The sequence below is a fragment of the Salinibaculum salinum genome, assembly GCF_037645885.1.
Taxonomy (GTDB): domain Archaea; phylum Halobacteriota; class Halobacteria; order Halobacteriales; family Haloarculaceae; genus Salinibaculum; species Salinibaculum salinum.
The window spans coordinates 212068-238754 of sequence record NZ_JBBENW010000001.1; the positions used below are offsets into that span (position 1 = coordinate 212068).

Annotated in this window: 33 protein-coding genes; 17 read left to right on the forward strand and 16 right to left on the reverse strand. The window is 63.2% G+C overall.

Annotated elements, in window-relative coordinates:
- Positions 1-26 precede the first annotated feature (26 nt).
- Together WDJ60_RS01025 and WDJ60_RS01030 are read left to right on the forward strand one after the other, a co-directional pair.
- The gene (locus tag WDJ60_RS01025; protein WP_340097877.1) at positions 27-1265 is read left to right on the forward strand and encodes a HEAT repeat domain-containing protein; all 1239 of its coding nucleotides are present in this window, start codon (positions 27-29) and stop codon (positions 1263-1265) included.
- Positions 1266-1340: 75 nt separating this feature from the next.
- Positions 1341-2207: a CheF family chemotaxis protein gene (locus tag WDJ60_RS01030; RefSeq protein WP_340097878.1), complete on the forward strand. Its 867-nt coding sequence runs from the start codon at positions 1341-1343 to the stop codon at positions 2205-2207.
- 154 nt (positions 2208-2361) lie between these two features.
- On the opposite strand, the gene WDJ60_RS01035 is transcribed toward WDJ60_RS01030, so the two are convergent.
- The 4 genes from WDJ60_RS01035 to WDJ60_RS01050 all read right to left on the reverse strand — a co-directional run bounded on the left by WDJ60_RS01035 (position 2362) and on the right by WDJ60_RS01050 (position 4608).
- Complete coding sequence (locus WDJ60_RS01035; RefSeq protein WP_340097879.1) at positions 2362-2742, reverse strand: CBS domain-containing protein; 381 nt, start codon at positions 2740-2742, stop codon at positions 2362-2364.
- A gap of 83 nt (positions 2743-2825) precedes the next feature.
- Entirely contained in the window at positions 2826-3704 is an 879-nt protein-coding gene (locus tag WDJ60_RS01040) for a CheF family chemotaxis protein (RefSeq protein ID WP_340097880.1), read from the reverse strand.
- Positions 3705-3796: 92 nt separating this feature from the next.
- Positions 3797-4228 (reverse strand): DUF7112 family protein, encoded by a 432-nt coding sequence (locus WDJ60_RS01045; RefSeq protein ID WP_340097881.1) that lies wholly within the window; start codon positions 4226-4228, stop codon positions 3797-3799.
- Positions 4225-4608: a 30S ribosomal protein S6e gene (locus WDJ60_RS01050; RefSeq protein ID WP_340097882.1), complete on the reverse strand. Its 384-nt coding sequence runs from the start codon at positions 4606-4608 to the stop codon at positions 4225-4227. Before WDJ60_RS01050 ends, WDJ60_RS01045 begins: the two co-directional genes overlap by 4 nt.
- Positions 4609-4701: 93 nt before the next feature.
- On the opposite strand from WDJ60_RS01050, the gene WDJ60_RS01055 reads away from it, so the two are divergent.
- Positions 4702-4929, forward strand: a complete 228-nt coding sequence (locus tag WDJ60_RS01055) for a hypothetical protein (protein ID WP_340097883.1) — start codon at positions 4702-4704, stop codon at positions 4927-4929.
- Positions 4930-4942: 13 nt separating this feature from the next.
- Here WDJ60_RS01055 and WDJ60_RS01060 read toward each other — a convergent pair whose 3' ends face one another.
- A complete protein-coding gene (locus WDJ60_RS01060; RefSeq protein WP_340097884.1) occupies positions 4943-5368 on the reverse strand; it encodes a dCTP deaminase/dUTPase family protein in 426 nt (141 codons plus the stop codon).
- A 109-nt stretch (positions 5369-5477) separates the two neighbouring features.
- On the opposite strand from WDJ60_RS01060, the gene WDJ60_RS01065 reads away from it, so the two are divergent.
- Positions 5478-6380 carry an alpha/beta hydrolase gene (locus tag WDJ60_RS01065; protein WP_340097885.1) on the forward strand — a complete coding sequence of 301 codons (903 nt, stop codon included), beginning with the start codon at positions 5478-5480 and terminating at the stop codon, positions 6378-6380.
- Between the two features lie 52 nt (positions 6381-6432).
- Here the strand turns inward: WDJ60_RS01065 and WDJ60_RS01070 are convergent, their stop codons facing one another.
- The 7 genes from WDJ60_RS01070 to WDJ60_RS01100 all read right to left on the reverse strand — a co-directional run bounded on the left by WDJ60_RS01070 (position 6433) and on the right by WDJ60_RS01100 (position 10988).
- Positions 6433-7098, reverse strand: a complete 666-nt coding sequence (locus WDJ60_RS01070; protein ID WP_340097886.1) for an HAD family hydrolase — start codon at positions 7096-7098, stop codon at positions 6433-6435.
- Between the two features lie 93 nt (positions 7099-7191).
- Positions 7192-7431, reverse strand: coding sequence for a hypothetical protein (locus tag WDJ60_RS01075; RefSeq protein WP_340097887.1), 240 nt, complete (start codon positions 7429-7431; stop codon positions 7192-7194).
- Positions 7432-7450: 19 nt separating this feature from the next.
- Positions 7451-8551, reverse strand: coding sequence for an aminopeptidase (locus WDJ60_RS01080; RefSeq protein WP_340097888.1), 1101 nt, complete (start codon positions 8549-8551; stop codon positions 7451-7453).
- Between the two features lie 36 nt (positions 8552-8587).
- Positions 8588-9454 carry a rhodanese-like domain-containing protein gene (locus tag WDJ60_RS01085; protein ID WP_340097890.1) on the reverse strand — a complete coding sequence of 289 codons (867 nt, stop codon included), beginning with the start codon at positions 9452-9454 and terminating at the stop codon, positions 8588-8590.
- Positions 9455-9494: 40 nt separating this feature from the next.
- Positions 9495-10073 (reverse strand): TetR/AcrR family transcriptional regulator, encoded by a 579-nt coding sequence (locus WDJ60_RS01090; RefSeq protein WP_340097891.1) that lies wholly within the window; start codon positions 10071-10073, stop codon positions 9495-9497.
- A gap of 31 nt (positions 10074-10104) precedes the next feature.
- The gene (locus WDJ60_RS01095; protein WP_340097892.1) at positions 10105-10692 is read right to left on the reverse strand and encodes a DUF4188 domain-containing protein; all 588 of its coding nucleotides are present in this window, start codon (positions 10690-10692) and stop codon (positions 10105-10107) included.
- Positions 10689-10988, reverse strand: coding sequence for an SHOCT domain-containing protein (locus WDJ60_RS01100; RefSeq protein WP_340097893.1), 300 nt, complete (start codon positions 10986-10988; stop codon positions 10689-10691). Before WDJ60_RS01100 ends, WDJ60_RS01095 begins: the two co-directional genes overlap by 4 nt.
- A gap of 109 nt (positions 10989-11097) precedes the next feature.
- On the opposite strand from WDJ60_RS01100, the gene WDJ60_RS01105 reads away from it, so the two are divergent.
- Positions 11098-11616 carry a DUF8173 domain-containing protein gene (locus WDJ60_RS01105; RefSeq protein WP_340097894.1) on the forward strand — a complete coding sequence of 173 codons (519 nt, stop codon included), beginning with the start codon at positions 11098-11100 and terminating at the stop codon, positions 11614-11616.
- A 108-nt stretch (positions 11617-11724) separates the two neighbouring features.
- Here WDJ60_RS01105 and WDJ60_RS01110 read toward each other — a convergent pair whose 3' ends face one another.
- The gene (locus WDJ60_RS01110) at positions 11725-13695 is read right to left on the reverse strand and encodes an aconitate hydratase (protein WP_340097895.1); all 1971 of its coding nucleotides are present in this window, start codon (positions 13693-13695) and stop codon (positions 11725-11727) included.
- A gap of 152 nt (positions 13696-13847) precedes the next feature.
- On the opposite strand from WDJ60_RS01110, the gene WDJ60_RS01115 reads away from it, so the two are divergent.
- From WDJ60_RS01115 to WDJ60_RS01130, 4 genes are all read left to right on the forward strand, one after another.
- On the forward strand, positions 13848-14312 hold the full coding sequence (locus tag WDJ60_RS01115) for a deoxyuridine 5'-triphosphate nucleotidohydrolase (protein WP_340097896.1): 465 nt from the start codon (positions 13848-13850) through the stop codon (positions 14310-14312).
- A 237-nt stretch (positions 14313-14549) separates the two neighbouring features.
- Entirely contained in the window at positions 14550-15188 is a 639-nt protein-coding gene (locus tag WDJ60_RS01120; RefSeq protein ID WP_340097897.1) for a helix-turn-helix domain-containing protein, read from the forward strand.
- 152 nt (positions 15189-15340) lie between these two features.
- Positions 15341-15604 carry a HalOD1 output domain-containing protein gene (locus WDJ60_RS01125; RefSeq protein ID WP_340097898.1) on the forward strand — a complete coding sequence of 88 codons (264 nt, stop codon included), beginning with the start codon at positions 15341-15343 and terminating at the stop codon, positions 15602-15604.
- Between the two features lie 60 nt (positions 15605-15664).
- Positions 15665-17089, forward strand: a complete 1425-nt coding sequence (locus WDJ60_RS01130; protein WP_340097899.1) for a sensor histidine kinase — start codon at positions 15665-15667, stop codon at positions 17087-17089.
- 4 nt (positions 17090-17093) lie between these two features.
- Here the strand turns inward: WDJ60_RS01130 and WDJ60_RS01135 are convergent, their stop codons facing one another.
- On the reverse strand, positions 17094-17729 hold the full coding sequence (locus WDJ60_RS01135) for a DsbA family oxidoreductase (RefSeq protein WP_340097900.1): 636 nt from the start codon (positions 17727-17729) through the stop codon (positions 17094-17096).
- A gap of 73 nt (positions 17730-17802) precedes the next feature.
- Between WDJ60_RS01135 and WDJ60_RS01140 the strand changes: the two genes are divergently transcribed.
- The 4 genes from WDJ60_RS01140 (at position 17803) to WDJ60_RS01155 (ending at position 22130) form a co-directional block, all read left to right on the forward strand.
- A complete protein-coding gene (locus WDJ60_RS01140; protein ID WP_340097901.1) occupies positions 17803-19203 on the forward strand; it encodes a carotenoid oxygenase family protein in 1401 nt (466 codons plus the stop codon).
- A gap of 248 nt (positions 19204-19451) precedes the next feature.
- Positions 19452-20888 carry a cytochrome ubiquinol oxidase subunit I gene (locus tag WDJ60_RS01145; protein WP_340097902.1) on the forward strand — a complete coding sequence of 479 codons (1437 nt, stop codon included), beginning with the start codon at positions 19452-19454 and terminating at the stop codon, positions 20886-20888.
- Positions 20881-21882, forward strand: coding sequence for a cytochrome d ubiquinol oxidase subunit II (locus tag WDJ60_RS01150; protein WP_340097903.1), 1002 nt, complete (start codon positions 20881-20883; stop codon positions 21880-21882). The genes WDJ60_RS01145 and WDJ60_RS01150 overlap by 8 nt, the downstream gene beginning before the upstream one ends.
- Positions 21883-21884: 2 nt before the next feature.
- Entirely contained in the window at positions 21885-22130 is a 246-nt protein-coding gene (locus WDJ60_RS01155; RefSeq protein WP_340097904.1) for a hypothetical protein, read from the forward strand.
- On the opposite strand, the gene WDJ60_RS01160 is transcribed toward WDJ60_RS01155, so the two are convergent.
- Positions 22131-22355 carry a hypothetical protein gene (locus WDJ60_RS01160; protein WP_340097905.1) on the reverse strand — a complete coding sequence of 75 codons (225 nt, stop codon included), beginning with the start codon at positions 22353-22355 and terminating at the stop codon, positions 22131-22133.
- Positions 22356-22535: 180 nt separating this feature from the next.
- Between WDJ60_RS01160 and WDJ60_RS01165 the strand changes: the two genes are divergently transcribed.
- From WDJ60_RS01165 to WDJ60_RS01175, 3 genes are all read left to right on the forward strand, one after another.
- Positions 22536-22718 (forward strand): DUF8073 family membrane protein, encoded by a 183-nt coding sequence (locus WDJ60_RS01165; RefSeq protein ID WP_340097906.1) that lies wholly within the window; start codon positions 22536-22538, stop codon positions 22716-22718.
- Positions 22719-22806: 88 nt separating this feature from the next.
- The gene (locus tag WDJ60_RS01170) at positions 22807-23673 is read left to right on the forward strand and encodes a sulfurtransferase (RefSeq protein WP_340097907.1); all 867 of its coding nucleotides are present in this window, start codon (positions 22807-22809) and stop codon (positions 23671-23673) included.
- Positions 23674-23733: 60 nt separating this feature from the next.
- On the forward strand, positions 23734-24501 hold the full coding sequence (locus WDJ60_RS01175) for a helix-turn-helix domain-containing protein (protein ID WP_340097908.1): 768 nt from the start codon (positions 23734-23736) through the stop codon (positions 24499-24501).
- A gap of 28 nt (positions 24502-24529) precedes the next feature.
- Here the strand turns inward: WDJ60_RS01175 and WDJ60_RS01180 are convergent, their stop codons facing one another.
- The gene (locus WDJ60_RS01180) at positions 24530-25192 is read right to left on the reverse strand and encodes a peroxiredoxin (protein ID WP_340097910.1); all 663 of its coding nucleotides are present in this window, start codon (positions 25190-25192) and stop codon (positions 24530-24532) included.
- Positions 25193-25504: 312 nt separating this feature from the next.
- Here WDJ60_RS01180 and WDJ60_RS01185 point away from each other — a divergent pair, with 312 nt between their 5' ends.
- Complete coding sequence (locus WDJ60_RS01185) at positions 25505-26686, forward strand: NAD(P)/FAD-dependent oxidoreductase (protein WP_340097911.1); 1182 nt, start codon at positions 25505-25507, stop codon at positions 26684-26686.
- The last annotated feature ends 1 nt before the right edge of the window (position 26687 follow it).

Sequence of the window (26687 nt, forward strand, 5' to 3'; positions counted from 1 at the left end):
ATTGCTCGCCCGTCGTACCGCCAATAATGTCTCTCTACCAGTACGAGCGTTCGGGCGACGCTCAGAAGCTCATCGGTCTTCTCAAGCGCTCGGACAACGCGGAGGTCCGCCGCCGCGCTGCTGAAGCGCTCGGGCGACTCGAAGAACACGACGACCGCGACGACATCATCAACGCGCTCGTACAGACCGCGAGCGACGACGACACTGACGCCGTTGTCGCTGCCACCATCGACGCACTCGACGAACAGGGACAGGATGCCCTCGAGAAGTTGATGACGACGATGGCGAACGTCGACCTCGACGACGACGCCGCAGACTGGGTGAAGGCGAAAGCGTTCGTTCGCGCACTGGACGCCGAGATACCCGAACTCCGGATGGCCGCAGCGAACGCGCTGGGTGAACTCGACGAGTCCGACGCCGTCCCGAAGCTCACGGCGGTGTTCGACGACAGCGACCCACGGGTCCGCGCCCGTGCGGCGCGTGCCACGGGACAGATTAGCGACCCGCGCGCGACCAACCCGCTGGAGTCGCTCCTGACCGACCCGAAAGCCGGCGTCCGCCGGGAGGCCGCCGAGGCGCTCGGTCGCATCAGCAACCGGCAGGCGCTACAGGCGCTGCTTTCCCTCTACGACGACGATGACGAACGCGTCCGCCGAATTGCGGTCTCCGCCTTTGGCAACTTCGACAACGACCGTCCGGTCGACCCGCTTATCAACGCCCTCGGTGACGACACGTCGACAGTTCGCCGGACGGCAGTCTTCTCGCTCATCGAACTGCTCTCGAACGTGCCGACCGAGAAGAGCCACGAAATCCGGGAGACGGTCGTCGAACAGTTGTCCGAAACCGACGATGCAACCGTCGTCGAGCCCCTCGTCGAGATTCTCCGCGAGAGCACACAGGCTGCCCAGCGGCGAAACACCGCGTGGCTGCTCGGGCGGGTGATGGACGACCAGGGGAACCACGACGCAATCGAGGCGCTCGTCGACGCACTGGCGGAGGGCGGACAGATGACCCAGCAGTTCGCCGCGACGAGTCTCGCCGAGATCGGCGGCAACCACGTCGAGCGGAAACTGCTCGAGATTGCCGAAGACCCAGATGCAGAGAGCAACGCCCGGGGCCACGCCGTGTTCACACTCGGCAAGGTAGGCGACAAACAGACCGGCCAGCGACTGGAGAAACTGCTCGACGATACCGAGGACGAACAGGTCCGCAAGAAAGCGTTCTCGGCGCTGTCGAAACTCGGCGGCCACAACGCGAGTCCGTAGCAGGAGACGGCAGTCAGAGAGCCAAATTGTTAATACTGGGGCGACTCCAACGGTAGCACAGCACTGGCGAGAGAAATGAGCGAGGGAGAACAGAAACTCGCGGACCAGCGGGGCAAGTTCGCACAGGTCGTCAAGGACGGCCGGAAAGTCCCGGACATCGAGTGGATTGGTGGTCGGATTCTCCTCTCGACCAAGCGCATCGTCCTCGTGAGCAACGAGGGCAAGCGAACGATTCCGTTATCGAAGATTCGAACTATCAAAGGCCGACAGGACGCCAACCAGCCGCTCGCACAGGTGTCAAGTTATATCTCCCTGCAGATGGGCGGTGACGTGACGCTGCTCTCGCCGAAGAACCACGAGAAGTTCGAGCAGACACTCTATCGAGCGATTCTCGACCAGCAGGTAATTCTCGCCAAACACCCTGCCGTCGAGGGTGGCGTCGTCCAGGATACCGGCTGGGAGAAAGGTCGGCTGAAAATCGACGAGGGCGAGGTCGACCTGGCAATCGCAACGGGGCAGTTCGTCGAGATAGAAATCGACGACGTGGGGACCGTCGACCAGAACGAGGGAACCATCAAGGGTGACGAGCGCCCGCTCATCGAAGTCGAACATACCGATGGCGAGGGGACTGCCCTCGAGACGCACATCTCCGGCAACCCACAGCACGTGATGGTGCTGGCCTCGCTACTCCGGAAAGGCGAGCAGAAAAACACCACAGATGCGGAGCTTTCCGACCGGGAAAGCGAGGTGCTGATGGCGCTGTACTCGGGCGTTTCACCGTTCCAGATACCGGAGTTCGTCGGGATGGATGTCGACACCGTCGAGGACATCTTCGACGGCCTCGTCGAACAGGGGATTCTCGAAGAGCGGCGAGTCCGTCGGGAAGTGCAGTTGAAAGCGCGGGGGCGGCATATTGCGAGTGAGGCGATGGATGAGGAATGAGTGGCCCGAGGAGCAGGGCGACGAGGGCCACTACAAACGAGCGGGAAGCGAAGCGACCCGCGAGTAGCGGACACTGTTGGCGTTAGTCGAGGTCCCGAAAAGATGACCGATTCGGCCGCTTTTGACGTCACCTTCCAATTGCTCGCCACCAGTTTCAGGCGAGTTCGGTCGTGAGGTCGGTCGACGTGACCATCCCGACGTAGTCACCGTGTTCGTCGATGACAGGGAGGTGTTTGATGCCGAAGTTGGTCATCATCGAGGCGACCTCAGTCAGGTCAAGCGTCTTGGTGACTCGCTCGACCGGAGCCGTCATCACGTCGCCCACACGAACGTCCGAAGGCGACTCCTCATCGGCGACGACATCGACCACGTCAGTCGTGGTGATGATTCCCGCCGAGCTTCCCGGGATGAACAGCCCGTTGATGTCGTGTTCTCGCATCTTCTGTGCGGCGTCTGTGATACTCGCATCTGACGAGATGGTCTCCAGTGGCGTCGACATGACATCCTCGACGCGAACAGTAGTCTCAGTTCCCATACGACGACGAACGGTATCCAGCCGCTTTGTCTTTTCTCTCCCGCCAGGGCCACGAGGTGAGTCTGTACCAGTGGATGAAGAGACTATGCGTTGACGTCTTCGAGGTGGTTGCTGACGACGACACGCCCTTTCGGCGTGAGTTTGGTGCCGCTGTTGGAGTCGACGACGAGCCCGTCGTCTTCGAGTTGGTTGAGCAGCATGGTCACCTGCGAGGAATCCTTGCCCACGACGTTGGCAAGCGAGAGCCTCTCCTGTCCAGCTCCGGAGTACAGCGCGACGAGAACCTCTTTTTCGTCGCCGGAGATTTCCATGTCGCGGAGTTCCGCCATCAGGTCAGAGTACTCCAGACGGAGGTAGCGACCGAGAATCGACATCTTTCGCGGGGAGTCGGTGGCCGCCATCGTCATGGTCGACTGCCCCTGGTACATATGCCGGACTTCGAGAACGGGGCGTTTCGCACCGCCGATCTTCCGCGAGGAGCGGTCGAAGCCGGTAATCGTCGACAGTCCGATATCGATTGGCCCGTCGCTGCTTTTGAACCGGACGGTGCGTGGCTGCAGGAAGAGTTTGGCGGGCCTGTACTCGGCGTCGGTGACGCGACCACCGAGCCGTGCCGGATGTTTGACAGTCATCTCAGTGCCGTTCAGCACCGCCTTGAACAGGACCGTCGAGAACTTGTCTATCTTCTCCTCGCCGGCCTCGACGGCGGCGACGTGGCGGTGGTCCTCATGTTCGAAGGCGATGGTCACCGTCGAGTCGAAGAAGTTCCCCAGGTCCTCGGGCACCTGCCCGACGGCGATGTCGAAAATCGAGGCGAGCGGAATCGTCGCCTTCTCTTCGTCGTTGGCCGCGAGGACGAGTCGCTTCTGACTCAGCAGCACTCGCCCCTTGACGGGTTCACCCCTGGCCGTGCTCTCGGAATTGAACTTGGCGACGAAATCCGCAATCACTGATTCCGACATGGGGTGGCGTTACGGGATGATACAGTCGGCCGGATATTGAGCGTTTCGTGCGAGTATCAGTTCAGAGAACGGCGTTCGAGGCCGACTCGCACTCACCCGTCGAGGTCGCGAGCGATATCCGCCAGCGACGAGGATGGTGGGTCGAGTGCCCGATAGACGACTCGCTCACCAGGCCGACGGAGTCCGAACTGGTAGCCCGCCGTCACCACATCAAGTTCGACCGGGTCGCCGACGGAGAGTCCGGCGTCGTCGACCCACGACTGCAGGAGATTCTCCCCGTCGTCCTCGGTCCTGGCCAGACGAGCGTTGACGAACGCGCCGCGGACCTCCAGGCCGCCGTCGAACGAGTCGACCACCTGCGCGTGGTACGTGTCACCACCGAACGAGAGGCGGATTGTGTCCCCGGCAGCCACGTCGAGCGCGTCGGGGAGCGGGAGGCGCGGGCGGCCGGTGCGCCCCACCTGCTTGCGGTGGGTTCGGTGCGTGGTGACCGTTTCGTGGTCGGAGGGGACGCGGTCGCTCACTCCTCGGCGAGCAGGTCCGCAACCGATTCGTCGCCACTGGCGGTGATTTTCGCGTTAATCTGGCGCGTGTTGTCGCTGACCTCGCGTCCGCGGACGGTCACGCGCTTGCGCTCGCCGTCGGTCTGTGGCTTGTAGCCGGTGCCGCCCTTCAGCAGGACGTTCTTCAGGTCCGGTCCGAGCACGTCTTCGCGCATCGGCCGACCGGCGTCGTCCGAGCCACCGGTGATTTCGAGGGTGTATCCCGAGAGACCGACGGCGCTGCCGTCGACGTCCTCGCCGATTTCCTTGCCGATGAAGCGGTTTGCGTCTTGGTCCGAAACATCTACCTGGTACGTCATGCCGTCCTCCGGGTTGGAGACGGCGACGGTGAATTCTGCCATTGTCCACCTGAAACCGGTCTGGCCTAAAAAGCCCACCTGTTTCCACTCGTCACGACCCCAACGCCTATTGGCCGGGCTACTGCAGCAATCAGCATGCGTGATGCCCTCCACGCCCCGCCCTGGGGCAACCTCTGGCGACACCTCGTAACAACGTACCTGTTCTTTCTGGTCATCGGTTTCACCGTTGCACTCCTGACCGACTTCGACGGCTCGACGGGCTGGCAGTGGAGCGGGACACTCCTGTTCATCGCTGCCGGTGCCTACGTCCTCGCAGCTATCGTCGTCTGGTCGGACATTCCGTGGCCCGGCGACCCCGAGTAAGGAGCGCCGAGAGTCACACAGATTCCGCGGCCACAATCGTCGACACCCGTGCATTTTCTTTGAGTCGGATGCCCGCCCCGCCGACAGAGAGTGGAACACGGGGCAGTTCAGTGACATCGAGCGTCGGGTGGAACGCTCCCCGAACGAGCAGTTCGTTCCGGGTCTGGAGCGTGAACGTCATCGCTGCCTCCGAGACGGACTCGTTGTACGCGAGGAGATACTGCCCGGCGTCGAGATTCCACCACTCGTAGTCGTCGTCCGGATTCCGCTTCTCGCTCGCGGCCGGTGTCGTCTCCGCCGGTTCGAGCTCACCACCACCGAAGTCGACCCGGCCAGGCTCAGCTATCTCGTACACCTCGGCGACGGTCAAATCGAGGCCGCGACCCTCGGTCTGTGTCGGTTCGTGGACGATTCCTTCGACGAACGGGGTGTAGTCCATATGTTTGTGTCTGAAATCCAACGGCAAAAACGTGGGGCAGGACCACAAACAGGGTCGACGTTCGAGTATCACCCTTGCGATATTTGCAACTGGCAGGCGAGAACCATCCATGAACCTCACGCAGAACGACGTGACGACACCGGACGGCGCGATGCTCAACGTCTGGGAGCGGTCACCTGACGACGCAGACGAAGCGGTCCTGTTCGTCCACGGTATCATCACGAACGCTCGCGGGCTCTTCGTCACGCCCGTCGAGGACGACACCTCGTACTCCTGGGTTCACGGCGCATCTGAGCGGGGGCGGGCAGCCTTCGCCATGGACCAGCGGGGCTACGGCGACAGCGACCAACTCCCGGAGATGGACGAGCCACCCGAAGCCAACGGGCCGCCGAACCGCGCCACACAGGCCGCAGACGATATCGGCACGGTCGTGGACTGGCTCGGCGAGGAGTTCGATACCGTTCACCTCGTCGGCGTCTCGTGGGGGTCACACACCTGTGGTCACTATCTCGCGCGCGCGGACGCGCCCGTCGACTCGCTGGTTCACTGCGCCCCGGTGTACAAGCCGGCGTACGACTTCCAGATTGCACTCGACGCGCTCGGTATCGACGACTACGACGTGGGCTGGTTCGAGCAGGACCGCGAAACGGTCCGCGCGCGCTCGGGCCACCCCGACCACGTGTTCGAGGCAATCTGGAAGTCACAGGTCGAGTCCAACCAGGGTATCGACGACGACCGGTTCAAGGTGCAAGCCGGCGGTATCGCCGACTGGGCAGATTCGACGGCCGGCGACCCGGTCTGGGACCCAGCCGACATCGACGTGCCGACGATGGTCTTCTACGGCAGCGAAGACCAGATTGCCGACCGACAGGGGTCGCTCGCGTGTTTCGACCGGCTCACCCACCCGGACAGCGAGTACGTCGAACTGGCCGGCGTTGACCACTACATGATGCACGGCGAGCGTCGACAGGAAGTGTTCGAGTTGACCAGCGACTTTCAGGACCGAGTGTAGCCCCAGCAACGCCGGTCGCAGTAACGGGAGACACTCACTACGAGGTGTCCGCTCACGCAACAGCGGGCCGGCAGATGGTGAGAAGGTCGGCCAGAGACGTGATTTCGTAGGTTGCAGCCGGCCGGGGGGCGTATCCATGCCGGTGTGGTCGTCGAATAAATGCAGAGTCGATACCGAGGTCGGCAGCCGCGGCCATATCGACACCGCTATCGCCGACGTAGAGCGGGTTCGTCGCATCGAGGTCGCGGATCGCCCGGTGCAAGTAGTGGGAGTTGGGCTTCATCCGTGCGAGTCCGTCGAGTGACGGTTCCCGGCCGTACTGTGTCTCGACGGCCTCGTCGAAGCCGAAGTGGTCGACGAGAAAGTCGATCGTCTCCTGTTGGTTGTTGCTGACGATACCAACCGCGTGGTCGAGATTCCGCAGGACATCGACGTCGTCGTAGGTGTGCTTGCGGCCAGTCCGGATGTGGTGGCGCTGGGCACGAGCGGCGTGGGCCTCGCGGCGCTGCCAGAACGAACCGCTGTTGACGCCGTAGCGCTCACAGATTCGGACGAGAGTGGACAAACTGTAGCCATCCAGTCGGTCGAGATGAGCGTCGACAACGTCGGCGACTCCAAGGTCGTGGAAGGCGAGTTGGCTCGCTCGGTGCCACAGCCGCCGGTCTGTCGGCGTCACCAGTACACCGTCGTTGTCGAAAATGATGGCGTCGTAGTCCATTGCCCCACATTCACCGTTCGACGCTCACCGCAAAAGCGTCGCTATGACCACTATACGGGTGTTAATAGACAGATATAGAATACAGAGCTAGCATCAGGACCGCCCGCCACCACTCAGCCACGCCATCTCCTCGCGGAGTTCGTCCTCTGTCAAGCCGTAGAACGCCGCAGCGTCGGCAAACGAGAAGGCCGCCGGGTCGTTGCCAAAGCGCAGCGCTGTCAAACGGGCGTACTCGTCTTCGGTGATTGTTCCGGCGTCGAGTTTCGCCTGGAGACGGCGTTCTTCGAGCGATGGGTCATCGGTCAGTCCTGATTCGGTGTCGTCTCCGGTCATCCCTCGCCGTCCTCGCGGCTCATCTCTCGCTCTCCCACCGGAACACGCCGTCCCGCTGAATCACCTCACCGTCGACCTCGATGGTTGTCCCCTCGGTTCGCATCTCCGTGATGAGGTCGACGTGGACGGCGCTGTCGTTGCCACTCTCGCCCTCGGGTAGGCAGGCGTCGTAGGCCCGCCCGAGTGCCAGGTGGACGGTACCGGCCATCTTCTCGTCGAAGAGTATCTGCCCAGTTGGTCGGTCGATGCCGCGGTTCATCCCGACGCCGAGTTCACCGAGTAGCTTCGCCCCACCGTCAGTTTCGAGAATCGATTCGATAACGTCGCCGCCAGTGCCGGCCTCCCAGTCGACGACGACGCCGTCCTTGAACACGAGTCGAACGTCCTTGACCCGCTGGCCCTGAATCGTCATCGGTACGTCGAAGACCACCTGCCCGGCGGTGTCGTAAGGTGCAGTGAACACCTCGCCGCTGGGGAGGTTGTGCGAGTCGTCGGCGACACTGGCCGTGGAGTTGACCGCCGTCCGGCCGTCAATGAACAGTGTGAGGTCCGTCACGTCGTTCTCTTTGCGGATGCGAACCTCGCTGCCCGCGTCGAGAATGGTCTTTAGCTGGGCCATCTCGTCGGCGAGTGACTCCCAGTCACGGAGGATGGCGTCGTAGACGAACTCACGGTAGGCTTCGACGCTCATCCCGGCCTGCTGAGCCATCGCTCGCGTCGGATGCACTGTTGACACCCAGTCTGTGTCGAGGCGAGCCTCCCGAATCTCCTCGCGAGCTTTCGCGTACGCCTGCTGATTCTCGTCTGGCACGTCCGCGGTCGCACTCGTGTTTCGCGTCCCGCGAAGCGAGAGGACGCTGTCTGCTCGCTCGTACATCTCGAGTTCGTAGGCAGGATCTGACTCGAAATTACCCCCGTGGGCACGAAGATAGGCACGGGTCAGTTCGTCGCTGTCGTAGCAGGCGAGCAGATTCGCGCCGCACTCGCCAAGTTTCTCGGCGACTGCGACGCCCAGGTCGTGTGCGCCTTCACCGACGCGGACGACGACGTCGTCACCGCTCTCGATACGTGCGCTCCAGTCGACTAACGTTTCGGCGTGGTCGAAAACGCGCTGGTCCATGCCCGGTGGTCGGCTTCCCGAAACAAAATTCCTCGCTCAGACGCGCGAGCCGAGTTCGCCGAGCGGTCGGGCAACCGACTCCGCCGGCGTCGTCACCTCGACGGTCGTCTCGGCCGAGATACCGGTGAACTGCAGGTGCAGCTGATAGGAGCCATCCGACTGAACGGGTGCGGCTTCGTACTGCCGGTCGACAGTCGCCCAGACGTACTCGCCGGCGTACTGGCTGTCGACGGAGCCGGAGATCGTCCACTGCTGGACGCTGGCCTGGCTATCCGCGACGAAGGCGGTCCCGGCCATCGGATAGCCACTGTCGGACCAACTGCCCTCCCTCCCGACGAACCCCTCATCGAGAGCGTAAACGTCGGTAAATCCCGCCTTCTTGAGTCCGGCAGCGCGAATCGAGGAGAGGTGGTGCGGGCACCCGCAGTAGGTCACGACCCGGTCGTCGGATGGCCATCCATCGATACCACCACCGACAGAGTCACGCTGCGCCGGTGAGAGTACGGCGCCGTAGACGTGCGCCCGTTCGTACTGTTCGAGACCGCGCGCGTCGACGAACCGAGTGGTACCGCGGCGGTACCACTGCTCGACAACGTCGATGGGGGCGAGGCCGACCGCCTCACCGTTGACATCGAGCGTCTCGAAGGAGTCGGTGTCGGCGTCCGCACTCGACGGTCGATCCTCGAAGGCAGGCGGTCGGCCATCTTCGGGATTCTCGTCGGGCGGATACTCGCCGTTGGTGGCAAACGTCGTCGACAGCGTCCCCGGATGCTCGAAAGGAGCAGTATCGGTCGAGGAAGAGCCATCGTCACCCGACGGGGTGTCGGATTCGCCGCCGGCGCAGCCGGCCAGACCAGCGCCAACCCCCGCACCCATCGAAGCGAGAAACGTACGTCGGTTCACAGCGGAATGGTAGCAACCACGCGGTCAAAAGTCTTGTCAGCTACTCGGCGAGCAGTGTGTCGATATACGCAGAGACGCCAGCGTGGATATCTGCCCCGACATCCATCTCGAGAGCGACGTAGAACCCCGTGGAACCGTCGGCAGCAGCGAGCAGCAAGGCGGCAGTCGCACCCGGGTCGACATTGCGGAACACTCCCTCCTCGACTCCCTCGCGAACGATATCCGTCAGGAGGTCGAGCGTCGCGGATTCGAGTGCGAGCAGCGGCTCGCGGAGCGTGTCGTTGTACGGCGCGTGCGAGAGCAGTTCCATGATGGCGACGTGGACGCCGGCCGCCTCATCACCGGGGTCGACGAAGAGATGCGTACACGCCTCCCGAAGCCGCTGTTCGGGACCGCCGTCGACGGTCGCCAGTCGCCCGCCGAGGCTGCCAGCGGTCTCGTCGAGGAACGCTGCGATCATCTCGTCTTTCGTGTCGTAGTAGTAGTAGAGGCCGGCCTCGCTTTTCTCGTACTCGGCGGCGATTTTCGCGGTCGTCAGTCGCTCGTACCCGTGCTGAGCGAGGGCAGACCGAACGGCAGCCGCGATCTCGGCGCGCGTCTCCGGTGCGATATCGGCCATATCACTGCGTGAGTGGTCACTCGCTTCAGCGTTACGCTGTCGACTCGGGGTCAGCCGCTGTTACCGTTGGATGAGGGTCATCCGTGCCGTCGAGACGACCTGCTGCCGACTCGTCCCGCCCGGTCGCGGACACCAGTTTGCTTCCGTTCGCTGCGCCCAGGCCTCGCGGTGGCATGTGGTTGTATACCGTCTCGCAGTCAGCGATACGGTAGGTTTCGTGCCAGAGACCCACCGCCTCATCCGACGCGTTCTCGTTGTACTCCGCCCACGCCTCGAGGTGAATGTGATCGCTGTCGCGAGCGTATCTCCGCAGGTCCTCGAAGGAGTCCCAGTACTGGACGAATCCGACGCCACGGGGCGGGGAAAGAAACGTCCAGCTGCCAAGCAGTCCCGAGTCCGCTTCGCGACGGAGTTCCCGGACCATCCGCGGTGCGACCAGAAACACCGGGAGCCAGCGGTGGAGCTTCCAGAAGGCGTTGATACGCATTCCGATGAGAAAGACGACCACGTCGTCGCGGTCAGCATGGACACGCCCACGACGGTCGTCCACGGCGTGACTCCCCGCGACCAACTGACGGATACGGTTGACGACCCGTTCGAAGTGCTCTACGAGACTCACCGCTGGTCGTCCTCCGTCGACAGCACCGACTCCAGTTCTGCTTCGAACTCCGCTTCGCTGACTTCGCCGGCAGCGTAGCGGTCCTGCAGTTCTGCCAGTTGATCCGTCTCCTCGTCGCCCTGTTCGGACTCGCGGGTCGCGTACCCGATAGCCAGCGGGAGGACAACGCCGTACCCAAGTGGCCAGACGAGCCACGCCATCGGGAGGTCCGCAGCCGTCACTGTCAGTCCGACGACCAGTACGAGCATCGAGACTGGGGCAGCGATAGCGGGGACATGCGTGTGTGAGTGCATCATCGTACGTCCCCCAACGTGTTCGAGGCTAATAAAACTGGGTGAGTACTTACTAATCAATGCGGCATAATCACCACCGTCGTTTTTACCCATCGACAGAGTGTAAGCGAGCATGACAGCTCTCATGACCCTTCTCGAGGCAGGAGCGGTGTTGCAACCTGGTATCTCGCGTGCACCCGAAGTCGACCCTGGTGTCGGGCTGGGGGGCAGCGCGTTCGGTGCCTTCCTCTCGACACTGCTGATCGGTGCGATCATGATCGCACTCGTCCCGGGCTACACCGAACGGCTGGTCGACCGCGTCGACAACGACATCGTGGGGTCGTTCATCTACGGCCTGATTGTGCTCGTCGCGCTCATCGTGCTGATTGTCCTCCTGGCGGTCACCCTCATCGGGATTCCCGTCGCGATCCTGCTCGCCATCCTGGTTGGGCTCATCTGGGCGGTCGGTGCGGTCGTCGGCTTTCTCGCGATCGGCGAGCGACTGGTCGGCAGCGAGGACGGCTGGCTCAAGCCACTGGTCGTGGGTGCACTCATCAACGGCGGCCTGACGCTGACCGGTATCGGGGGACTCGTGTCCTTCGTCGTTGGCGCGACCGGCTTCGGCACGGTCATGCGTGACTGGCGGGAGTGAGCGACGTCGTCACTGGCGATCGAAAAAACGGAGAAAGTTGGTGTGGGGCTCGCGGGTCACGTCGTTCCCCGCTCGCGAGACCGAGATTCTCGCGTCGCTCGAATCTCGCTAGTCGTCTGCGGGTGCCGCGCCGCCCTCGTCGTGCTGCTGTTTGACGTGGGTGAGCTTCCCGCCGTCGGCGAGGATTTCGCGCTCACGTTCGGAGGCGTCGAGGTGGCCCGTCGCTTCCCAGTCGTCGTTCACGCGGATGGTGAACTCTTCCTGGCCCGAGCGAACGGCCTCGGCGACGTCGTCGACGATTTCGATGTCGTCGCCCTGATCGATCTTCTCGTAGGTGTCCTCGTCGATTTCCAGCGGCAGGAGACCGAAGTTGAACAGGTTCGCCTTGTGGATGCGGGCGAAGCTCTGTGCGAGGACGCCCTCGATACCGAGGTACATCGGGCACAGGGCCGCGTGTTCACGCGAGGAACCCTGACCGTAGTTCTCGCCGGCAACGAGGAAGCCACCGTCACTGTCGAGGGCACGCTGTGCGAACGTGTCGTCGACGCGCGAGAGCGTGAACTCGGACAGTTTCGGGATGTTCGACCGGTACATCAGGATGTCCTGGGTCGCAGGGATGATGTGGTCGGTCGTGATGTTGTCCTCCATCTTGAGGAGGGTCTCGCCTTCGAGGTGGGCGTCGAGGGGGTCCTTCAGCGGCACGTCGCCGATGTTGGGGCCTTTGACGAGTTCGTCGTCGACGGCCTCTTCGGGCTCGATAATGTCGGTCTTCGACCCGTCGAACTTGTCGGGGAGTTCGAAGCCGGGGTCCTCGAGGTCGCCGAGTTCGTCGGCGAGGTCACGCGGGTCGACGATTTCGCCTTTGATGGCCGCCGCGGTGGCGACTTCCGGCGAGCAGAGATAGACGTTGTCGTCCTCGATGCCGGAGCGACCCTCGAAGTTCCGGTTGAACGTCCGGAGGCTGACCGAATCGGAACCGGGCACGTGGCCGATACCGATACAGGCACCGCAGGTCGCTTCGGAGAAGTTCACACCGGCAGCCATCAGCTCGGCCGTCCAGCCCTGGCGGGCGAGAATCTCGGAGGCCTGCTTGGAGGCGGGTGCGATGATCATCTCGGTCTTCATGTCGACTTCGCGGCCTTCCAGCATCTTCGCAGCAGGGAGGATGTCCGGGTAGCCACCGTTCGTACAGGAGCCGATCATGACCTGTTCGACGTCCTCGCCAGCGACTTCGCGGACGGGGACGACCTTGTCGGGCATGCTCGGGCACGCGATGAGCGGCTCGATCTCCGAGAGGTCGATAGTGATCTGCTCGGCGTACTCGGCGTCGTCGTCGGGCTGGAGCTCGACGTACTCGTCTTCGCGACCGAGTTTCGAGAGGTAGTCTTTCGTGTTCTCGTCGGTCGGGAAGATCGAAGAGGTCGCGCCGAGTTCCGTCCCCATGTTGGTAATGGTGGTCCGCTCCGGAACGGAGAGGGTCTCGACACCGGGGCCGGTGTACTCGAAGATCTTGCCGACGCCGCCCTTGACGGAGAGACGACGGAGCATCTCGAGGATGACGTCTTTCGCAGTGGCCCACTCGGGCAGTTCGCCCTCGAGGCGCACTTCGGTGACTTCCGGCATCTCGACGTAGTAGGCGCCGCCACCCATCGCGACGGCCACGTCGAGGCCACCGGAACCGATTGCGAGTTCGCCCATGCCGCCGGGCGTCGGCGTGTGCGAGTCAGAGCCAAGGAGCGTCTTGCCGGGTGCGGCGAAGTTCTCCTTGTGCACGTTGTGGCAGATACCGTTACCGGGCCGAGAGAAGTAAGCACCGAAGGTGCCGGCCGCAGAACGCAGGAAGCGGTGGTCGTCCGTGTTCTTGAAGTCGAACTGGTAGGTCTGGTGGTCGCAGTACTGCGCTGCGAGTTCGGTCTGGACTTCGTCGAGACCGAGCGCCTCGAACTGCAGCCAGACCAGTGTTCCAGTAGTGTCCTGTGTGAGAACCTGGTCGATCTCGATGCCGATTTCCTCGCCGGGCGTCAGCTCGCCCTCGACAAGGTGGTCATCGAGAATCTGTTCGGTAAGTGTCTGTCCCATAGCATTCTAGGGTGGACCATCCGTAGACATAAATCATGTTGTTCGCCCAGCCGGGGCTAGCAATATTCGCGGTCCCAGGCTGACAGGGTATCCCACCTTCTGGGCCGACCGCGACCGGACGGTTTTTTTCAGCCGGTACCGTCGAGTCGCCCATGTTCAAAAGCGGGCGGTTCGTCGCCAGTCACCTCGGCGAATTACGGGAGAATCAGGTACAGCCAAACGGCGTCGACCTCACCCTCGATACCGTCTTCGAACAGGTCGGGACCGGTCGTATCGAACGCGGCGACAAGACCGTCGGTGAGCGCCGGGAACTCGACACAGACGAGGGGCTGTTCCACCTGGACCCCGGTGGTTACGTGGTTCGGTACGACGAACGGGTCGTCATCCCAGACGACCACGTCGGCTTTCTCTACCCGCGCTCGTCGCTGTTACGAAACTCCTGTATGCTCGATACAGCGGTGTGGGACGCCGGCTACGAAGGACGAGGTGAGGGACTGCTGGAAGTCTATCATCCAGTCGAACTTGAACCAGGTGCCCGCATCGCCCAGCTCGTTCTCGCAGATGCTGCCCACGAAGGCACCTACGAAGGAGCCTACCAGGGCGAACACATCGATTGACCGCATCAACGACGGGATTGGACGGCGGTTGCTTGAATATTCAGGCAGCAATTCTTTATGCATACAACGCGATTGTGTGACTGGCTAGTTTGGGGGGAGAGTAACCCGGACCGTGCCTCTGACAAACTCTGTCCGGTATTTCACCTCCAACTATGCCCGCAGAACGGACTAGCCCGTTGCACACGCGATCCGAACTTTCCGAGACACATATCAAACCGAAGCCGTCACCCCTGGAAAATGATAGTCGAGTTCCAATTCGAGTCCCCGCTTCTCCGGACAGCGCTCCGTGATGGAGCCGTCGGGAAAGTGACCATCGAACAACTCGATGCGACTGACGCGGTCCCGTTCCGGACGGTCTGTCTGCTCGACAGCGACGACACTGCACCGTTCGAGGCGAGTCTCGAAGCCGACCGGACGGTCGAGCGGGCGACGCAGGTGGTCGACACGGACTACGGCACCCAGTACGACGTGACATACGCCGAGCGGTATCCGGGGACTGAGATATACGACGCCGCCGTCGAAACGGGCGGAATCTTCATTTCGGGGACGCGCCGACCGGACCACTGGGAGATGGCGATGCGATTTCCTGACCGTGATTCGTTCGGTTCTTTCCGACACAGGATGCAGTCCGCCGACCTGTCCGTGCAGTCACTCTACCAGCAGGAGACGATATCGCGAGCCGAACGGTACGATATCAGCGAAGCACAGCGCGAAATTCTCCTCCTCGCCAGCGAGCGAGACTACTTCGACGTCCCCCGAGAGGCATCGCTCGCAGAGCTCGCCGACGAACTGGACGTCTCAAGCCAGGCAGCGTCCGAACGCCTCCGCCGTGGGCTCGACTCACTCGTCGAGCGCGCCCTCCTTACACCCGAGTAACACTTCTGGACAAGTTCCCGACAGGTCTCGTCGGTGCCCGGCCGTATTCGGCCACAAGAGCTATCAATGGGTTCGGACTCGGAAGAGCGGTTATTTCAGATTCTGAAACTGCTCGCTGACATTATATAGGATGCTGGAGTACGTCTCGGCGTATGAGTTCCGAGGACGGTGAGGTGTACATCATGACTGGGGTGGGTGACGAGGAGTGGGTCAGTCCGACACCGGCACAGACGGCCATCACCGACGCCGTCACCGGCGCAACGGACCTGACCGAAGCGGACATCGGCGACGTTGAGACGTACGTCGACCTCGAAGAACTCCGTGCGGTCCTCGACGGTGGGAGCGGCGACCTGACCTTCGACGTCGAAGGCCACGACGTAACAGTCACCGGAGACGGCGACATCAGCGTCGAGTGACCCGACAGGCCAGGGTGACGAATCGACACCAGTTAATCACTCACGTCCATAGAGAACGGTATGGGCAGGTCACGAGACAGCGACGACGCAGATGTGGGGTCTGCTGGTTCCGACGCGGCAGGCGGGGAGTTTCTCCCGTACCCGTACCAGTCGTTGAACGGCGACGCCGAGATTCAATCCGTCAACGAGGCCTGGCTGGACGCGACAGGATTCGAGAGAACCGATGTCGAGGGTGAGTGGTTCGGGACGGTACTGACAGCCGCCTCGACCGATCAGTTCGAGGCCAGTTTTCAGACGCTCGAATCCGAGGGCCGCGTCTCCGACGTCGAACTGGAACTGGTCCGTTCGGACGGCAGTTCGGTCACCGTCTCGTACGACAGTCGGGTAGAATATGACGAGAACGGTGAGTTCGTCCGGACCCACGGACAGTTCCACAGCCACGTCGACCGGAGCGACGACCTCGTTACCGACGTCATCGAGGCCGTCCCGCACCCGCTGTACGTGCTCGACGTCGAGGACTACACCGTCCAGCAGGCAAACTCCCTGGCTTCCGCCCAGGAGGGGGAGACCTGTTATGAAGTTACACACCAGCGAGATGTGCCGTGTCACGAGGGAGACGGCATCACGTGGCCGTGCCCGCTGCAGGACGTGACCGCAACCGGCGAACCCACAACAGTCGAGCACACCCACTACGACGAGAATGGCGACGAGCGCATTCACGAACTACACGCCGCCCCGCTGTTCGACAGCGACGGTACCGTCGTCCAGATGGTCGAGAGCGCGTTCGATGTCACCGAGCGCGTCGAGTACGAGGAGCGATTGCGGGAACAGCGGGACAACCTCGAGGTACTGAATCAAGTGGTTCGCCACGACATCCGGAACGATCTCCAGTTGGTGACCGCCTACGCGGAACTGCTCGCCGACCACGTCGACGACGTGGGCCAGGAACACGTCGAAACCCTGCGCGAGAGCGCCGACCACGCGGTCGAACTGACCGAGACTGCCCGCGAGATGGCCGACGTGATGTTGACGACGACCGACAGCCACGACCGGGTGAACCTTCGGTCCACGCTGGAGACGGAACTCGACGAGGTCCGGACGACCTACCCCGACGCGGCAATCACCGTTGACGGCTCGATTCCGGCCGTCCCGGTGCTGGCAAACGACATGCTCGACTCGGTGTTCCGGAATCTGCTGAAAAACGCCATCCAGCACAACGACAAGGATTTGGCGGAAGTGACGGTCTCAGTCACGGAGCGTGATACGGAGATCGCCGTCGAGGTCGGGGACAACGGTCCTGGCATCCCCGACGGTCAGAAAGACGATATCTTTGCCAAAGGAGAGACAGGGCTGGAAAGCGAGGGGACGGGGATCGGTCTCTACCTCGTCCAGACGCTCGTTTCAGAGTACGGAGGTACCGTCACCGTCACCGACAACGACCCGGACGGAGCCGTGTTTACGGTGACGCTCCCGCTGGCTGATTGAGAGTCTAGACACCCTCGACCAGCCGTTCTAACTGTTCCGGCGGGACGGCACCGCGGGCGGCGTAGCCGTCGTAGGCGAACGTTGGGACGCCGGTGACGCCTTCGCGGCGCGCCCGGTCGAACAGGTCGTGTACGTCCGCGCGGAGACGGTCGTCGGCCAGCGCCGTCTCGACGACATCGGAGTCGATTCCAACGTCCTCGGCAACGTCCCGGAGCACTGCCGCGTCGCCGATGTCGCGACCGTCCTGCCAGAGCGCCGCGAACAGCGCTTCGTCGAGCGCGAGCCACTCGTCGTAGTCGTGGGTCTGCTTGACGTGATAGGAGACGATCTGTGCGGGGAGAGAGTCCACATCTCGTGCGATGTCGAGGTCCATCTCGACGCCGTACTTCTCCTGGAGGCGACGGACGTTCTCTTTTGCCTGTTCGTAGTAGTCTTCGTCTTTGCCGTCGTCGACGGAGTGGTCGATGCTGTCGTCGGGGTTGCGCTTACCGGCCCGCAAGTCGAACGGGTGCCAATCGATATCGAGGTCGTCGTCGCGGTCGTCCTGATACCGCCGGAGAGACTCCCGGCCGAGATAACAGAACGGACAGACGTAATCGGAGTACACCGTAATGCTCCCCGCGGTGTCGGACTCGGTCATACACGGTGTTAGCACTGCGGCCGGTTAAGCCCGTGGACGAGGATTCATGCCCGCGCGGCCCGCATTGTAGTCTGTGACCGAGACTCACAGCCCCGGATTTCACTCCTTGCGGACCGAAGTGAGCGACGAGACAGCGCCGGTCGAAGGGACAGTCCCGGCGTGGCTGTCTGGAACGCTCATCCGGAACGGCCCCGGCCGCTTCGAGAGCGGGGACGAGCGGGTCAACCACTGGTTCGACGGGCTGGCGATGCTCCGGCGGTACAGTTTCGAGGACGGCACGGTCAGCTACACGAACCGGTTTCTCCGGACCGAAGCCTACGCCGACGCGCAGTCTGGGAACCTCTCCGGGCAGTTCGGCACCGACGGCGGCGGCTGGCGACGAGTGCTTGCGTGGGTCCGCTCGCTCGGCCCGCCGACGCCGACCGACAACGCGAACGTCCACGTCGCCCGCTTCGACGGCGAGTACGTCGCGCTCACCGAGGCCCCCCGCCGCGTGGCGTTCGACCCCGAGACACTGGAGACGCGCGGGGATTTCAGCTTCGCCGACAACCTGCCCGAACACATCACTGCGGCCCACCTCGTCGACGACCCCAACCACGAGGAATGGGTCGGCTTCACCACCGAGTTCGGCCTCTCCCCGCAGTATCACGTCTATCGTGTGTCGCGAGGGAGTCGACGACGCGAAGTCATTGCGTCTATCGACGCTCGCGGACCGGCGTACATCCACGACTGCAGCGTCACCGATTCACACGTCATCCTCGTGGAGTCGCCGCTGGTGCTCTCGGTCTGGCGTGCGCTGGCTCCGTGGAACGAAGGCGTGACCGACCTGCTGGACTGGCGACCAGACCAGCGGACGCGCATCCTCGTCGTCGACCGCGATACCGGCAATCTCGTCGCCGACCCTCTCGTCGATGCCGCCTTCACCTTCCACCACGTCAACGCCTACGCCGACGACGAACACGTGATTCTCGACCTGATTGAGTTCCCCGATGCGAGCATCGTCGGAGCGATGTCGCTGGCCGACCTCGACGGTGGCTTTCCCGCCGTCCCCGACGCCGCCCTGACACGGTACCGCATCTCTCCCGACGGAAGCGTCGAGCGGTCGCGCCTGTACGACGGCGGGATGGAACTCCCTCGCGTCGCCCGCACGGTCGTCGGCCGGGAACACCGCTACGCGTACGGCCAGGCGACCGACCGCGAGGGAGCGAACGGGCTGGTCAAAGTCGACTGTCAGAACGGGACTGCCCGCGAGTGGTGGGAGCGGGGCGTCTACATCGAGGAGCCGATTCCCGTCCGGCGGCCGGACGCCGAGTCCGAAGACGACGGCGTCGTGCTGGCGACGGCACTCGACAGCGAGCGCGACCGGACAGTGTTGCTGGTCTTCGACGCGGCGACGCTCGAACTGCTGGCGCGGGCGACGCTGCCGCACGCGGAGCCGTTCGGCTTCCACGGCCGGTATTTCGACGAGCTCTGACTGCACAGAAAAGTACGGGCGGTCCGAACAGAGCGTGCGACAAGTCGGCACTCGCCCGCTCGGCTGGCCGCCGGTGGTACCGCATCGTGCCGAGGGTCACGAAGGCGTCCCCTCGTGCAGTTATCGAGTGGGAAATCAGCGGCCGAGCACCAGTTTGGCCTGCGCCAACTCAACGTTTACTCACGAGACGCAGCTAGAGACGACCTGCGTATCGCGCAATCAGTAGTCCCCCAGCCAGCGCACAACCCATGTTAGACCCAGTTATCGCCAGCCGATTCCAGTTCGCAGTCACGACCATCGTCCACATCATCTTCCCGGTGATGAGTATGGGGCTCGCGCCCTTTCTCATCTACTTCACCTGGAAGGACATCCGAACCGAAAAGGCAGTCTACGAGCAGTTGCGACGGTTCTGGACGAAGATCTTCGCCATCAGCTTCGTTGTCGGAACCGTGACAGGCATCGTCCTCGAGTTCGAGTTCGGGACGAACTTCGCGGCCTTCTCGACGGCCGCCGGCGAACTGTTCGGTGGTCCGCTGGCCATCGAAGGAATGATGGCGTTCATGCTCGAGGCGACCTTCCTGGGCGTGTTCGTCTTCGGCCGCGACCGGGTCGGGAACGTCCTCTATATGGTGTCCGCGGTAGCCGTGGGCGTCGGGACGTGGCTGTCAGCGGTCTGGATTCTCATCGCGAACTCGTGGATGCAGACGCCACGCGGGTACGAACTCGTGACCGAGGGTGGACAGACGGTCGTCCACCTGACTGACCCGGTCGCGGCGTACCTGAACCCGCGGTTTGGCTACATGTACATCCACATGCAGAACGCGGCCGTCGAGTCCGTCGCGCTGTTCATGGCCGGTATCGCCGCCTACTACGTGTTCCGTCACCACGTCTGGGGGTACCAGGTCGAGCATGTGTCGTTCTGGGAGACGACGCTGAAGATCGCGCTCGTCGCACTCATCATCACCGCACCGCTGCAGGTGCTGCACGGCGACATGTACGGCCGACACGTCGCCGAGACACAGCCCCAGAAGTTCGCCGCGATGGAGGCCGTCTGGGAGACCGAATCGTACGTGCCGGAGTACCTGATTGCAGTGCCGACCGACCTCGGAGATATCACGGACCCGCGCGCGAAGGAACTGTTCGGACTGGGAATTCCCGGCGGTGCGTCGTGGCTCGCGAGCGGGGGTGACCCGACAGCGGAGATACGCGGCTTAAACTCGTTCGAGTCGGAAGCGCCCCCCGTCGCCATCGTCTTCTGGGCGTTCCGGGCGATGGTCGGCCTGGGCTTTTGGTTCATCCTGCTCGCGTTCTGGGGTGGCTACCGCTGGTGGCGCGGCCAGCTGTTCGAAGACGACCTGCTGCACAAGGCGCTCATGGGGTCGACGGTGCTTGGCATCGTCGCTGTCGAAGTCGGCTGGATCGTGACCGAGGTCGGTCGCCAGCCGTGGGTCATCCAGGGGGTGATGAAAACCAGCGAAGGCGTCTCACCCGGGTTGACTGGCACGGAGGCGACGGTGACACTCGCCGGTTTCGTCATCGTCTACGCGGCGTTGCTGGGACTGTACAGCTACGTCGTCGTCCGGATCATCAGAGCCGGGCCGCCGGGCAGCGACGAGCTCGAAACCGTCGACGTGCCCGAGCGCGAGCGTGAGACCCCGTCGGGAGAGGTGACCACCGATGACTGAGCTCGGCTGGCTCACCTCGGGCCCGCTGTTGGGGCTGCCGTTGCCAGAGCTGTGGTTCGGCCTGCTGTTCGCCATGCTCGGGACCTTCCTGTTCCTGGACGGGTTCGATTTCGGTGCCGGCGCGGTGTTTGCGACCCGTGACGACGAGCGCGACCGCGAGACGATTCTCGCGGCCATCGGGCCGTTCTGGGACGGCAACGAAGTGTGGCTCGTCGTCTTCGGCGGGGCGCTGTTTGCCGCCTACCCGGCTGCCTACGCGACGTTGTTCAGCCGTCACTACCTGCTGTTGTTCGGGGTGTTGGGGGCGCTCATCCTCCGCGGGCTCGCCCCCGAGATGTACGAACAGCGCCACGACGACGCCTGGCAGCGCTGGTGGGGCCGTGCCTTCGTCGCCGGAAGCATCGGAGCGCCGTTGCTCCTGGGGCTTTTCGTCGGCAACTGGCTCGTCGGTGCGACCCGGTCGCTCACCGTCGTCGGCACACTCGTGGGCGTGACCGTCGTCGCGCTGACTGTCGTCTCCGGTGTCGCATTTTTGCGCCTCAAGACACGAGGGGAGCTCCGGACCGAGCTCCGCCGGTACGGCGAAGCCGCGGTCGTCGCCTACCTCGGCGCAGTCGTCGTGGTGTTGCTGACACTCGGTGTGACCACGCCGCGGCTGCGGCCGACGCTGACTGGCATCCCGGTCCTCGGGTTGGTCGTGGTGACGCTCGTTCTGGCCGGCGGGTACGTCCGGTGGCTCAGGCGAGGGCGCGACCTGCTCGCGCTCGCAGCGAGTGCGGGGCTGACGTACGGCCTCACGGCTGTCGTCGCGCTCCTGATATATCCGACGATAGACCCTGCGAGCGGGCTGACAGTGCGCGAGGCAATCGTCTCGACGCTCCCGCTGAATCTCATGACAGTCGGTGCAGTGGTGCTATTGCCGCTCATCGCGATGTACTTCGTCGTCCTGTACTCGGCGTTCAGCGGCCCAGCAGAACCGACGGAGGGGTACTGACGGTGCCACTCGATAACCAGTCTGACACGGTCGAACCGAGCGAAGACACGGACGGTCAGGCGTCGACGCAGTTGCTGTCACGGATTCTGCTCACGTGGGGTGAGATAATGCTGGTCGGGTTCGCCGGCGCGGCACTCGGCGGCGCGACCAGTGGACCGCCGCAACTGGTCGTCTACCTCGCGACGACACTGCTCTCGGTCGCCGTGTTACTGTACAACGTCGACAAGCTCATTCAGGCCCGGCTCTGATCAGAGCGTCCGACTGCGCTCGCGGTCACCGGAGAGTCCGATGGCGGCGAGCAGGGCCGCGGCGGGCACCAACAGCAGTGCGCCAAGCGCCGTGACCATGTCCTGTTGTGTCAGTCCGTACGCGATGGCAGCGACTGCGACCGCGAAAACGACAGCCGCGCCAGCACAGAACCGGCAGTCGACATCTCTTGTCCGAATCCGCGCGACCAGTTTCGATGGGGACATACAGTCCGACTAACAGGCAGACGACGTTAGCAGTTGAGTTGGCAAGAGCCAATCGCGACAGGCCACGCCGAGCGACCGTCGGGATGAGCTGTTGTGGCGACCAACCACGACCAGGAGAGCGACAGACGAGTTGGCCTATGCCAAGCGAACGGTTTTCGAGGCGTGACCGTAGTATCGCGTATGGAGACCAGGCACCTGGTACTCGGACTCGTCGTGCTGGTGACAGGCATTATCGCCGTCCGTGGCGTCGTCGCCATCGGTGCCGGCGAGTTTGGGACGGTCGCCCGCCAGACTGCAGTCGGCGCTATCCTCGCGGCGTTCGGGATCGGACTCTACCGGAACTGGGAGGCGATCGGTGGCTAGTCTGCCGTTCCCCGTCGAGCCCGGGACACACTGTGAGCCACAAAACACGACCCAGGATAGATAACGACAGCAACCCAATGGAGAGCCAATGGAACCCGCTGACGTAGACACCGTCGTCTCGCCCGAGTGGGTCGAGCGGCGACGTTCGGCATTCGAGCGTGACGACGACGAGTACCAACTCGTCGAGGTCAACGCCTACCCAGACACCTACCAAGAAGGGCACATCGACGGCGCCGTCACCCTCGACTGGCAGGCGGACCTGCGGGATACCACAGTATTCGATGTCCCGTCGCCAGCAGCGTTCGAACAGTTGCTCGGCTCGCTGGGAGTGACCCGCGACTCGACGGTCGTCCTCTATGGCGATACGCAAAACTGGTTTGCCGCCTACGCGTACTGGCTGTTGGCCTACTACGGACACCCCGATATCCGACTGCTCGACGGCGGCCGCGACTACTGGGCCGCGAGCGGGCGGGAACTGACCGAGCGCGTTCCGAGCGTCTCGACCCGGACCTACACCGTCGAGGAAACCGCATCGTCGATTCGTGTCGACCGCGAAGGAGTTCTCGCCGCGATGGACGACGGCGAGCAACTGATAGACGTCCGTGCCCCCGCAGAGTTCCGTGGCGAGATACTCTCCCCGCCGGGCTGGAACGAGGGTGTCCAGCGCGGTGGTCACATCCCCGGTGCCATCAACGTGCCCTGGAGTCGCGTGATGCAGTCAAACGGGCGGTTCAGGCCGCTCACCGAGATCCGGAACGTATTCACCGACCACGGGATCGACCGCAACGACGATATCGTGGTATACTGCCGCATCGGCGAGCGGTCGGCGCTGACGTGGGTGGCGCTGCACGAACTCCTGGGATTCGACTCCGTCCGCCACTACTACGGGTCGTGGGTCGAGTGGGGCAACACGGTCGGTGCTCCGGTCGCCCAGGGGCGGGAGGCGGGGCCGTGAGCGTCCCGCTTTCCCGTCGGCACAGACAGTGGGCGATCAACGCGCAGTGTCCACGGGCCGATGTCGTCTGAGTCCAGCGCCCGCCTCCGGGAGTTTACGTTCAGACTTCACTACGAGGCTGGCAACGACCCCGTCATGGACCTGTTCCACGACAATCCCGACGTGTCGGCGTCAGCACTGGACATCTGTACCGGGAGCGGGTCGTATCTCCGATTGCTCCGGCTCATGGGGCGCCCGGCGGTGACAAACGAGCTCGAGGCAGTGTTCGGAGACCACGCCCACGGGCCGGCCAGCGTCGCCTCGGCTGACTGCTGTGGCACGTGCACGTCGTTCCCGCTCGAGACGACCACGGGCCATCGGTCGCTGTATCTGTTCGTGGAGGGCGACAGCGACTGTGAGACGATACAGACCATCGTCTGCTCACGGCTCGGTCGCGGGACGCTCTCTGAGGTCCACTACCACGACGGGGTCGAGTCGTGGCGGATACTGATGCCCTCCGACGACCGCGTCGGCGTGCTGTACGACCAGATCTCTGCCGCCCTCCGCGAGGAGGTCCGATTCGAACTGGGTCACATCGGCGACGCCATCGAGTGGGAGGGGACCGGCGTGCTCGCTGCTGAGGTCTCCGGGTCACAGGAACGGGCACTCCGCGAAGCGGTACGACAGGGGTACTACGAGCGTCCGCGAGGCGTGACACTCGAAGAACTCGCTGCTGACCTCGACGTTCCCCGGTCGACGCTCTCGTATCGCCTCCGGATGGCCGAGGCCGAACTCGTCAAGCAGTACGTCGGGTTGAGACGCAGCGAAGAATCGCTACCGCCCGAGTGAGTCGTCGAGGTATCCGGTTCCTGCTCGGCTACGGCGCGTCCTGGAGGCAGAACCACCAGTCGTGACAGTCGCCGTCGGCACTGTCGAGTCGGGCCTGTGCGGTCTCGACGTCCGACGGGGGCTTTGACAGTACCTGGTCGCCGAACAGTTCGTTGTCCGGCCAGTCACCCGGGACGGCGACGTCGTGTTCGTCGGACGTCTGGAGGGCGCGAACCGAGCGGAGAATCTCGTCGATGTTCCGGCCGATCTCCATCGGGTACTGGAGGAGTTGCCGGACGGTCCCCTCGGGATCAACGACGTACACCGTCCGAACGGTACTGGACCCCATCTCGGGGTGGACCATCCCCAATTTGCTCGCCACGCGGCCGCTCTCGTCGGCGATGATGGGGAACTCGATGGAGACGTCCAGCTCGTCTTCGATCCACTCGATCCACTTGATGTGAGAGTGAACGCGGTCGACCGAGAGACCGACGAGGTTGACGCCGAGTTCCTCGAACTCGTCCATCCGCTGCTGGAACGCGACGAACTCCGTCGTGCAAACGGGTGTGAAGTCACCGGGGTGGCTGAAGAGAATGAACCACTCTCCGTCGTACGCGTCGGGGAGTGTCAACTCGCCCTGTGAACTTTGTACCGTCAATTCGGGGAACGAGTTACCGAGTCCTAGCTGGAAGGATTGTTCTTCAGAGACCATCGTAGTCAACGTGGAATTTTATTTCTACCACAATATTACTTTCGGCAAATCTCACATTCTGGGAGCGATCGATCCCCACGCGGCGAGTAGTCAGGTACCGTCAGCGGCGGTTCGATACCGTGACTGCCAGACCAAGGCATCGCTACAAAACCGCCCTTCAGCAGCTTTAGAGAAGTATACCAGAATTTTTATCCATCCGGATATAGCTCGGAATCGCGGACACTCAGCGACGACACTCCGACAGCAGCAACCGCCCGTGCGGCGATAGCAAGACCTGAAGTTTTTTGTATATTGTATTTTTAATACAATATTATGAGGCCAACACAGATACTCGTTCTCGGCGCAGGCACAGGCGGGACGATGGCAGCGAACATGCTCGACCGGAAACTCGACCGGGACATCGAGATAACGGTCGTCGACGAGAGTCCCGACCACCATTACCAGCCCTCGTACTACCTCATCCCGTTCGGGCACATGGAGGCGGAGGCCCAACACCGGCCGGTAGAGTCGTTGCTCAGAACGGATGTCGAGTTCGTGCAGGCGCGCGTCGAGGGCATCGACCCGGACGCTGGAACGGTGTCGACCGACGCCGAGCCACTGGAGTACGACTACCTGGTAACTGCACTCGGGAACCGGCTCGCCCCGGAGGCGGTCCCGGGGATGAAAGAGGCGTGGGAACAGACAGATTCTGTCTACCCGTTCTATCACTACGACGCCGCAGTCGGTCTCCGGGACGCCATCAAGAACTTCGACGGTGGGCAGTTCTTCGTCACCGTCCCCGAGACGCCGATCAAGTGCGGCGGTGCGCCACTGAAGATGGCGATGCTCGCGGACGACTACTTCCGGGATATCGGTATCCGGGACGACGTGGATATCGCAGTCGGCAAACCGGCACCGACGCCGTTCGGGACACCACCGTCGCCGAAGGCCCACTACAACGGCAAAGTCGAGGAGATCTGGGCCGAGCGGAACATCGAGTTCCTGCCGGAGTTCGAGGTCTCCGAAATCGCCTACGGAGAGAACCGCGTCATCGCGAGTGACGGGCGAGAAGTCGAGTACGACCTCTACGCACCCGTCCCCCCACAGTACGGCCGCGAGGCACTGGTCGAACACTCGCCGCTGACCGGCGACAGCGAATACGTCACTGTCGACAAGCACACGCTCCAGCACGACGACTACGACGACGTGTTTGCGATCGGGGACAACGCGAACCTGCCGACATCGCGGACGGCCTCGGCCGTGCGCAAGCAAGTCCACGTGCTGGTGAACAACCTCGAAGCGGCGCTAGAGGGGCGACCACTCACGGCGGAGTACGACGGGTACACTGCGTGTCCGCTGCTCACAGAAGAGGGGAAGGCGATGATCGCCGAGTTCGACTACGAAGACCCGATTGCAGCGCCCGTCGAGACGCGCTCGAACTGGGTGCTCGACGTCAACGTCATCCCGCCGATGTACTGGAACATGTGGATGCGCGGCTACGATCCGGTGCCCTGAC

Coding starts and splice junctions, on each gene's coding strand:
- WDJ60_RS01130 (WP_340097899.1), top strand. CDS start 15,665: ATGGGCAGGTCACGAGACAGCGACGACGCAGATGTGGGGTCTGCTGGT.
- WDJ60_RS01025 (WP_340097877.1), top strand. CDS start 27: ATGTCTCTCTACCAGTACGAGCGTTCGGGCGACGCTCAGAAGCTCATC.
- WDJ60_RS01100 (WP_340097893.1), bottom strand. CDS start 10,988: ATGATGCACTCACACACGCATGTCCCCGCTATCGCTGCCCCAGTCTCG.
- WDJ60_RS01075 (WP_340097887.1), bottom strand. CDS start 7,431: ATGACCGGAGACGACACCGAATCAGGACTGACCGATGACCCATCGCTC.
- WDJ60_RS01090 (WP_340097891.1), bottom strand. CDS start 10,073: ATGGCCGATATCGCACCGGAGACGCGCGCCGAGATCGCGGCTGCCGTT.
- WDJ60_RS01175 (WP_340097908.1), top strand. CDS start 23,734: ATGTCGTCTGAGTCCAGCGCCCGCCTCCGGGAGTTTACGTTCAGACTT.
- WDJ60_RS01125 (WP_340097898.1), top strand. CDS start 15,341: ATGAGTTCCGAGGACGGTGAGGTGTACATCATGACTGGGGTGGGTGAC.
- WDJ60_RS01170 (WP_340097907.1), top strand. CDS start 22,807: ATGGAACCCGCTGACGTAGACACCGTCGTCTCGCCCGAGTGGGTCGAG.
- WDJ60_RS01150 (WP_340097903.1), top strand. CDS start 20,881: ATGACTGAGCTCGGCTGGCTCACCTCGGGCCCGCTGTTGGGGCTGCCG.
- WDJ60_RS01180 (WP_340097910.1), bottom strand. CDS start 25,192: ATGGTCTCTGAAGAACAATCCTTCCAGCTAGGACTCGGTAACTCGTTC.
- WDJ60_RS01185 (WP_340097911.1), top strand. CDS start 25,505: ATGAGGCCAACACAGATACTCGTTCTCGGCGCAGGCACAGGCGGGACG.
- WDJ60_RS01070 (WP_340097886.1), bottom strand. CDS start 7,098: ATGGACTACGACGCCATCATTTTCGACAACGACGGTGTACTGGTGACG.
- WDJ60_RS01165 (WP_340097906.1), top strand. CDS start 22,536: ATGGAGACCAGGCACCTGGTACTCGGACTCGTCGTGCTGGTGACAGGC.
- WDJ60_RS01105 (WP_340097894.1), top strand. CDS start 11,098: ATGACAGCTCTCATGACCCTTCTCGAGGCAGGAGCGGTGTTGCAACCT.
- WDJ60_RS01135 (WP_340097900.1), bottom strand. CDS start 17,729: ATGACCGAGTCCGACACCGCGGGGAGCATTACGGTGTACTCCGATTAC.
- WDJ60_RS01055 (WP_340097883.1), top strand. CDS start 4,702: ATGCGTGATGCCCTCCACGCCCCGCCCTGGGGCAACCTCTGGCGACAC.
- WDJ60_RS01030 (WP_340097878.1), top strand. CDS start 1,341: ATGAGCGAGGGAGAACAGAAACTCGCGGACCAGCGGGGCAAGTTCGCA.
- WDJ60_RS01060 (WP_340097884.1), bottom strand. CDS start 5,368: ATGGACTACACCCCGTTCGTCGAAGGAATCGTCCACGAACCGACACAG.
- WDJ60_RS01065 (WP_340097885.1), top strand. CDS start 5,478: ATGAACCTCACGCAGAACGACGTGACGACACCGGACGGCGCGATGCTC.
- WDJ60_RS01080 (WP_340097888.1), bottom strand. CDS start 8,551: ATGGACCAGCGCGTTTTCGACCACGCCGAAACGTTAGTCGACTGGAGC.
- WDJ60_RS01160 (WP_340097905.1), bottom strand. CDS start 22,355: ATGTCCCCATCGAAACTGGTCGCGCGGATTCGGACAAGAGATGTCGAC.
- WDJ60_RS01145 (WP_340097902.1), top strand. CDS start 19,452: ATGTTAGACCCAGTTATCGCCAGCCGATTCCAGTTCGCAGTCACGACC.
- WDJ60_RS01120 (WP_340097897.1), top strand. CDS start 14,550: ATGATAGTCGAGTTCCAATTCGAGTCCCCGCTTCTCCGGACAGCGCTC.
- WDJ60_RS01110 (WP_340097895.1), bottom strand. CDS start 13,695: ATGGGACAGACACTTACCGAACAGATTCTCGATGACCACCTTGTCGAG.
- WDJ60_RS01040 (WP_340097880.1), bottom strand. CDS start 3,704: ATGTCGGAATCAGTGATTGCGGATTTCGTCGCCAAGTTCAATTCCGAG.
- WDJ60_RS01035 (WP_340097879.1), bottom strand. CDS start 2,742: ATGGGAACTGAGACTACTGTTCGCGTCGAGGATGTCATGTCGACGCCA.
- WDJ60_RS01050 (WP_340097882.1), bottom strand. CDS start 4,608: ATGGCAGAATTCACCGTCGCCGTCTCCAACCCGGAGGACGGCATGACG.
- WDJ60_RS01115 (WP_340097896.1), top strand. CDS start 13,848: ATGTTCAAAAGCGGGCGGTTCGTCGCCAGTCACCTCGGCGAATTACGG.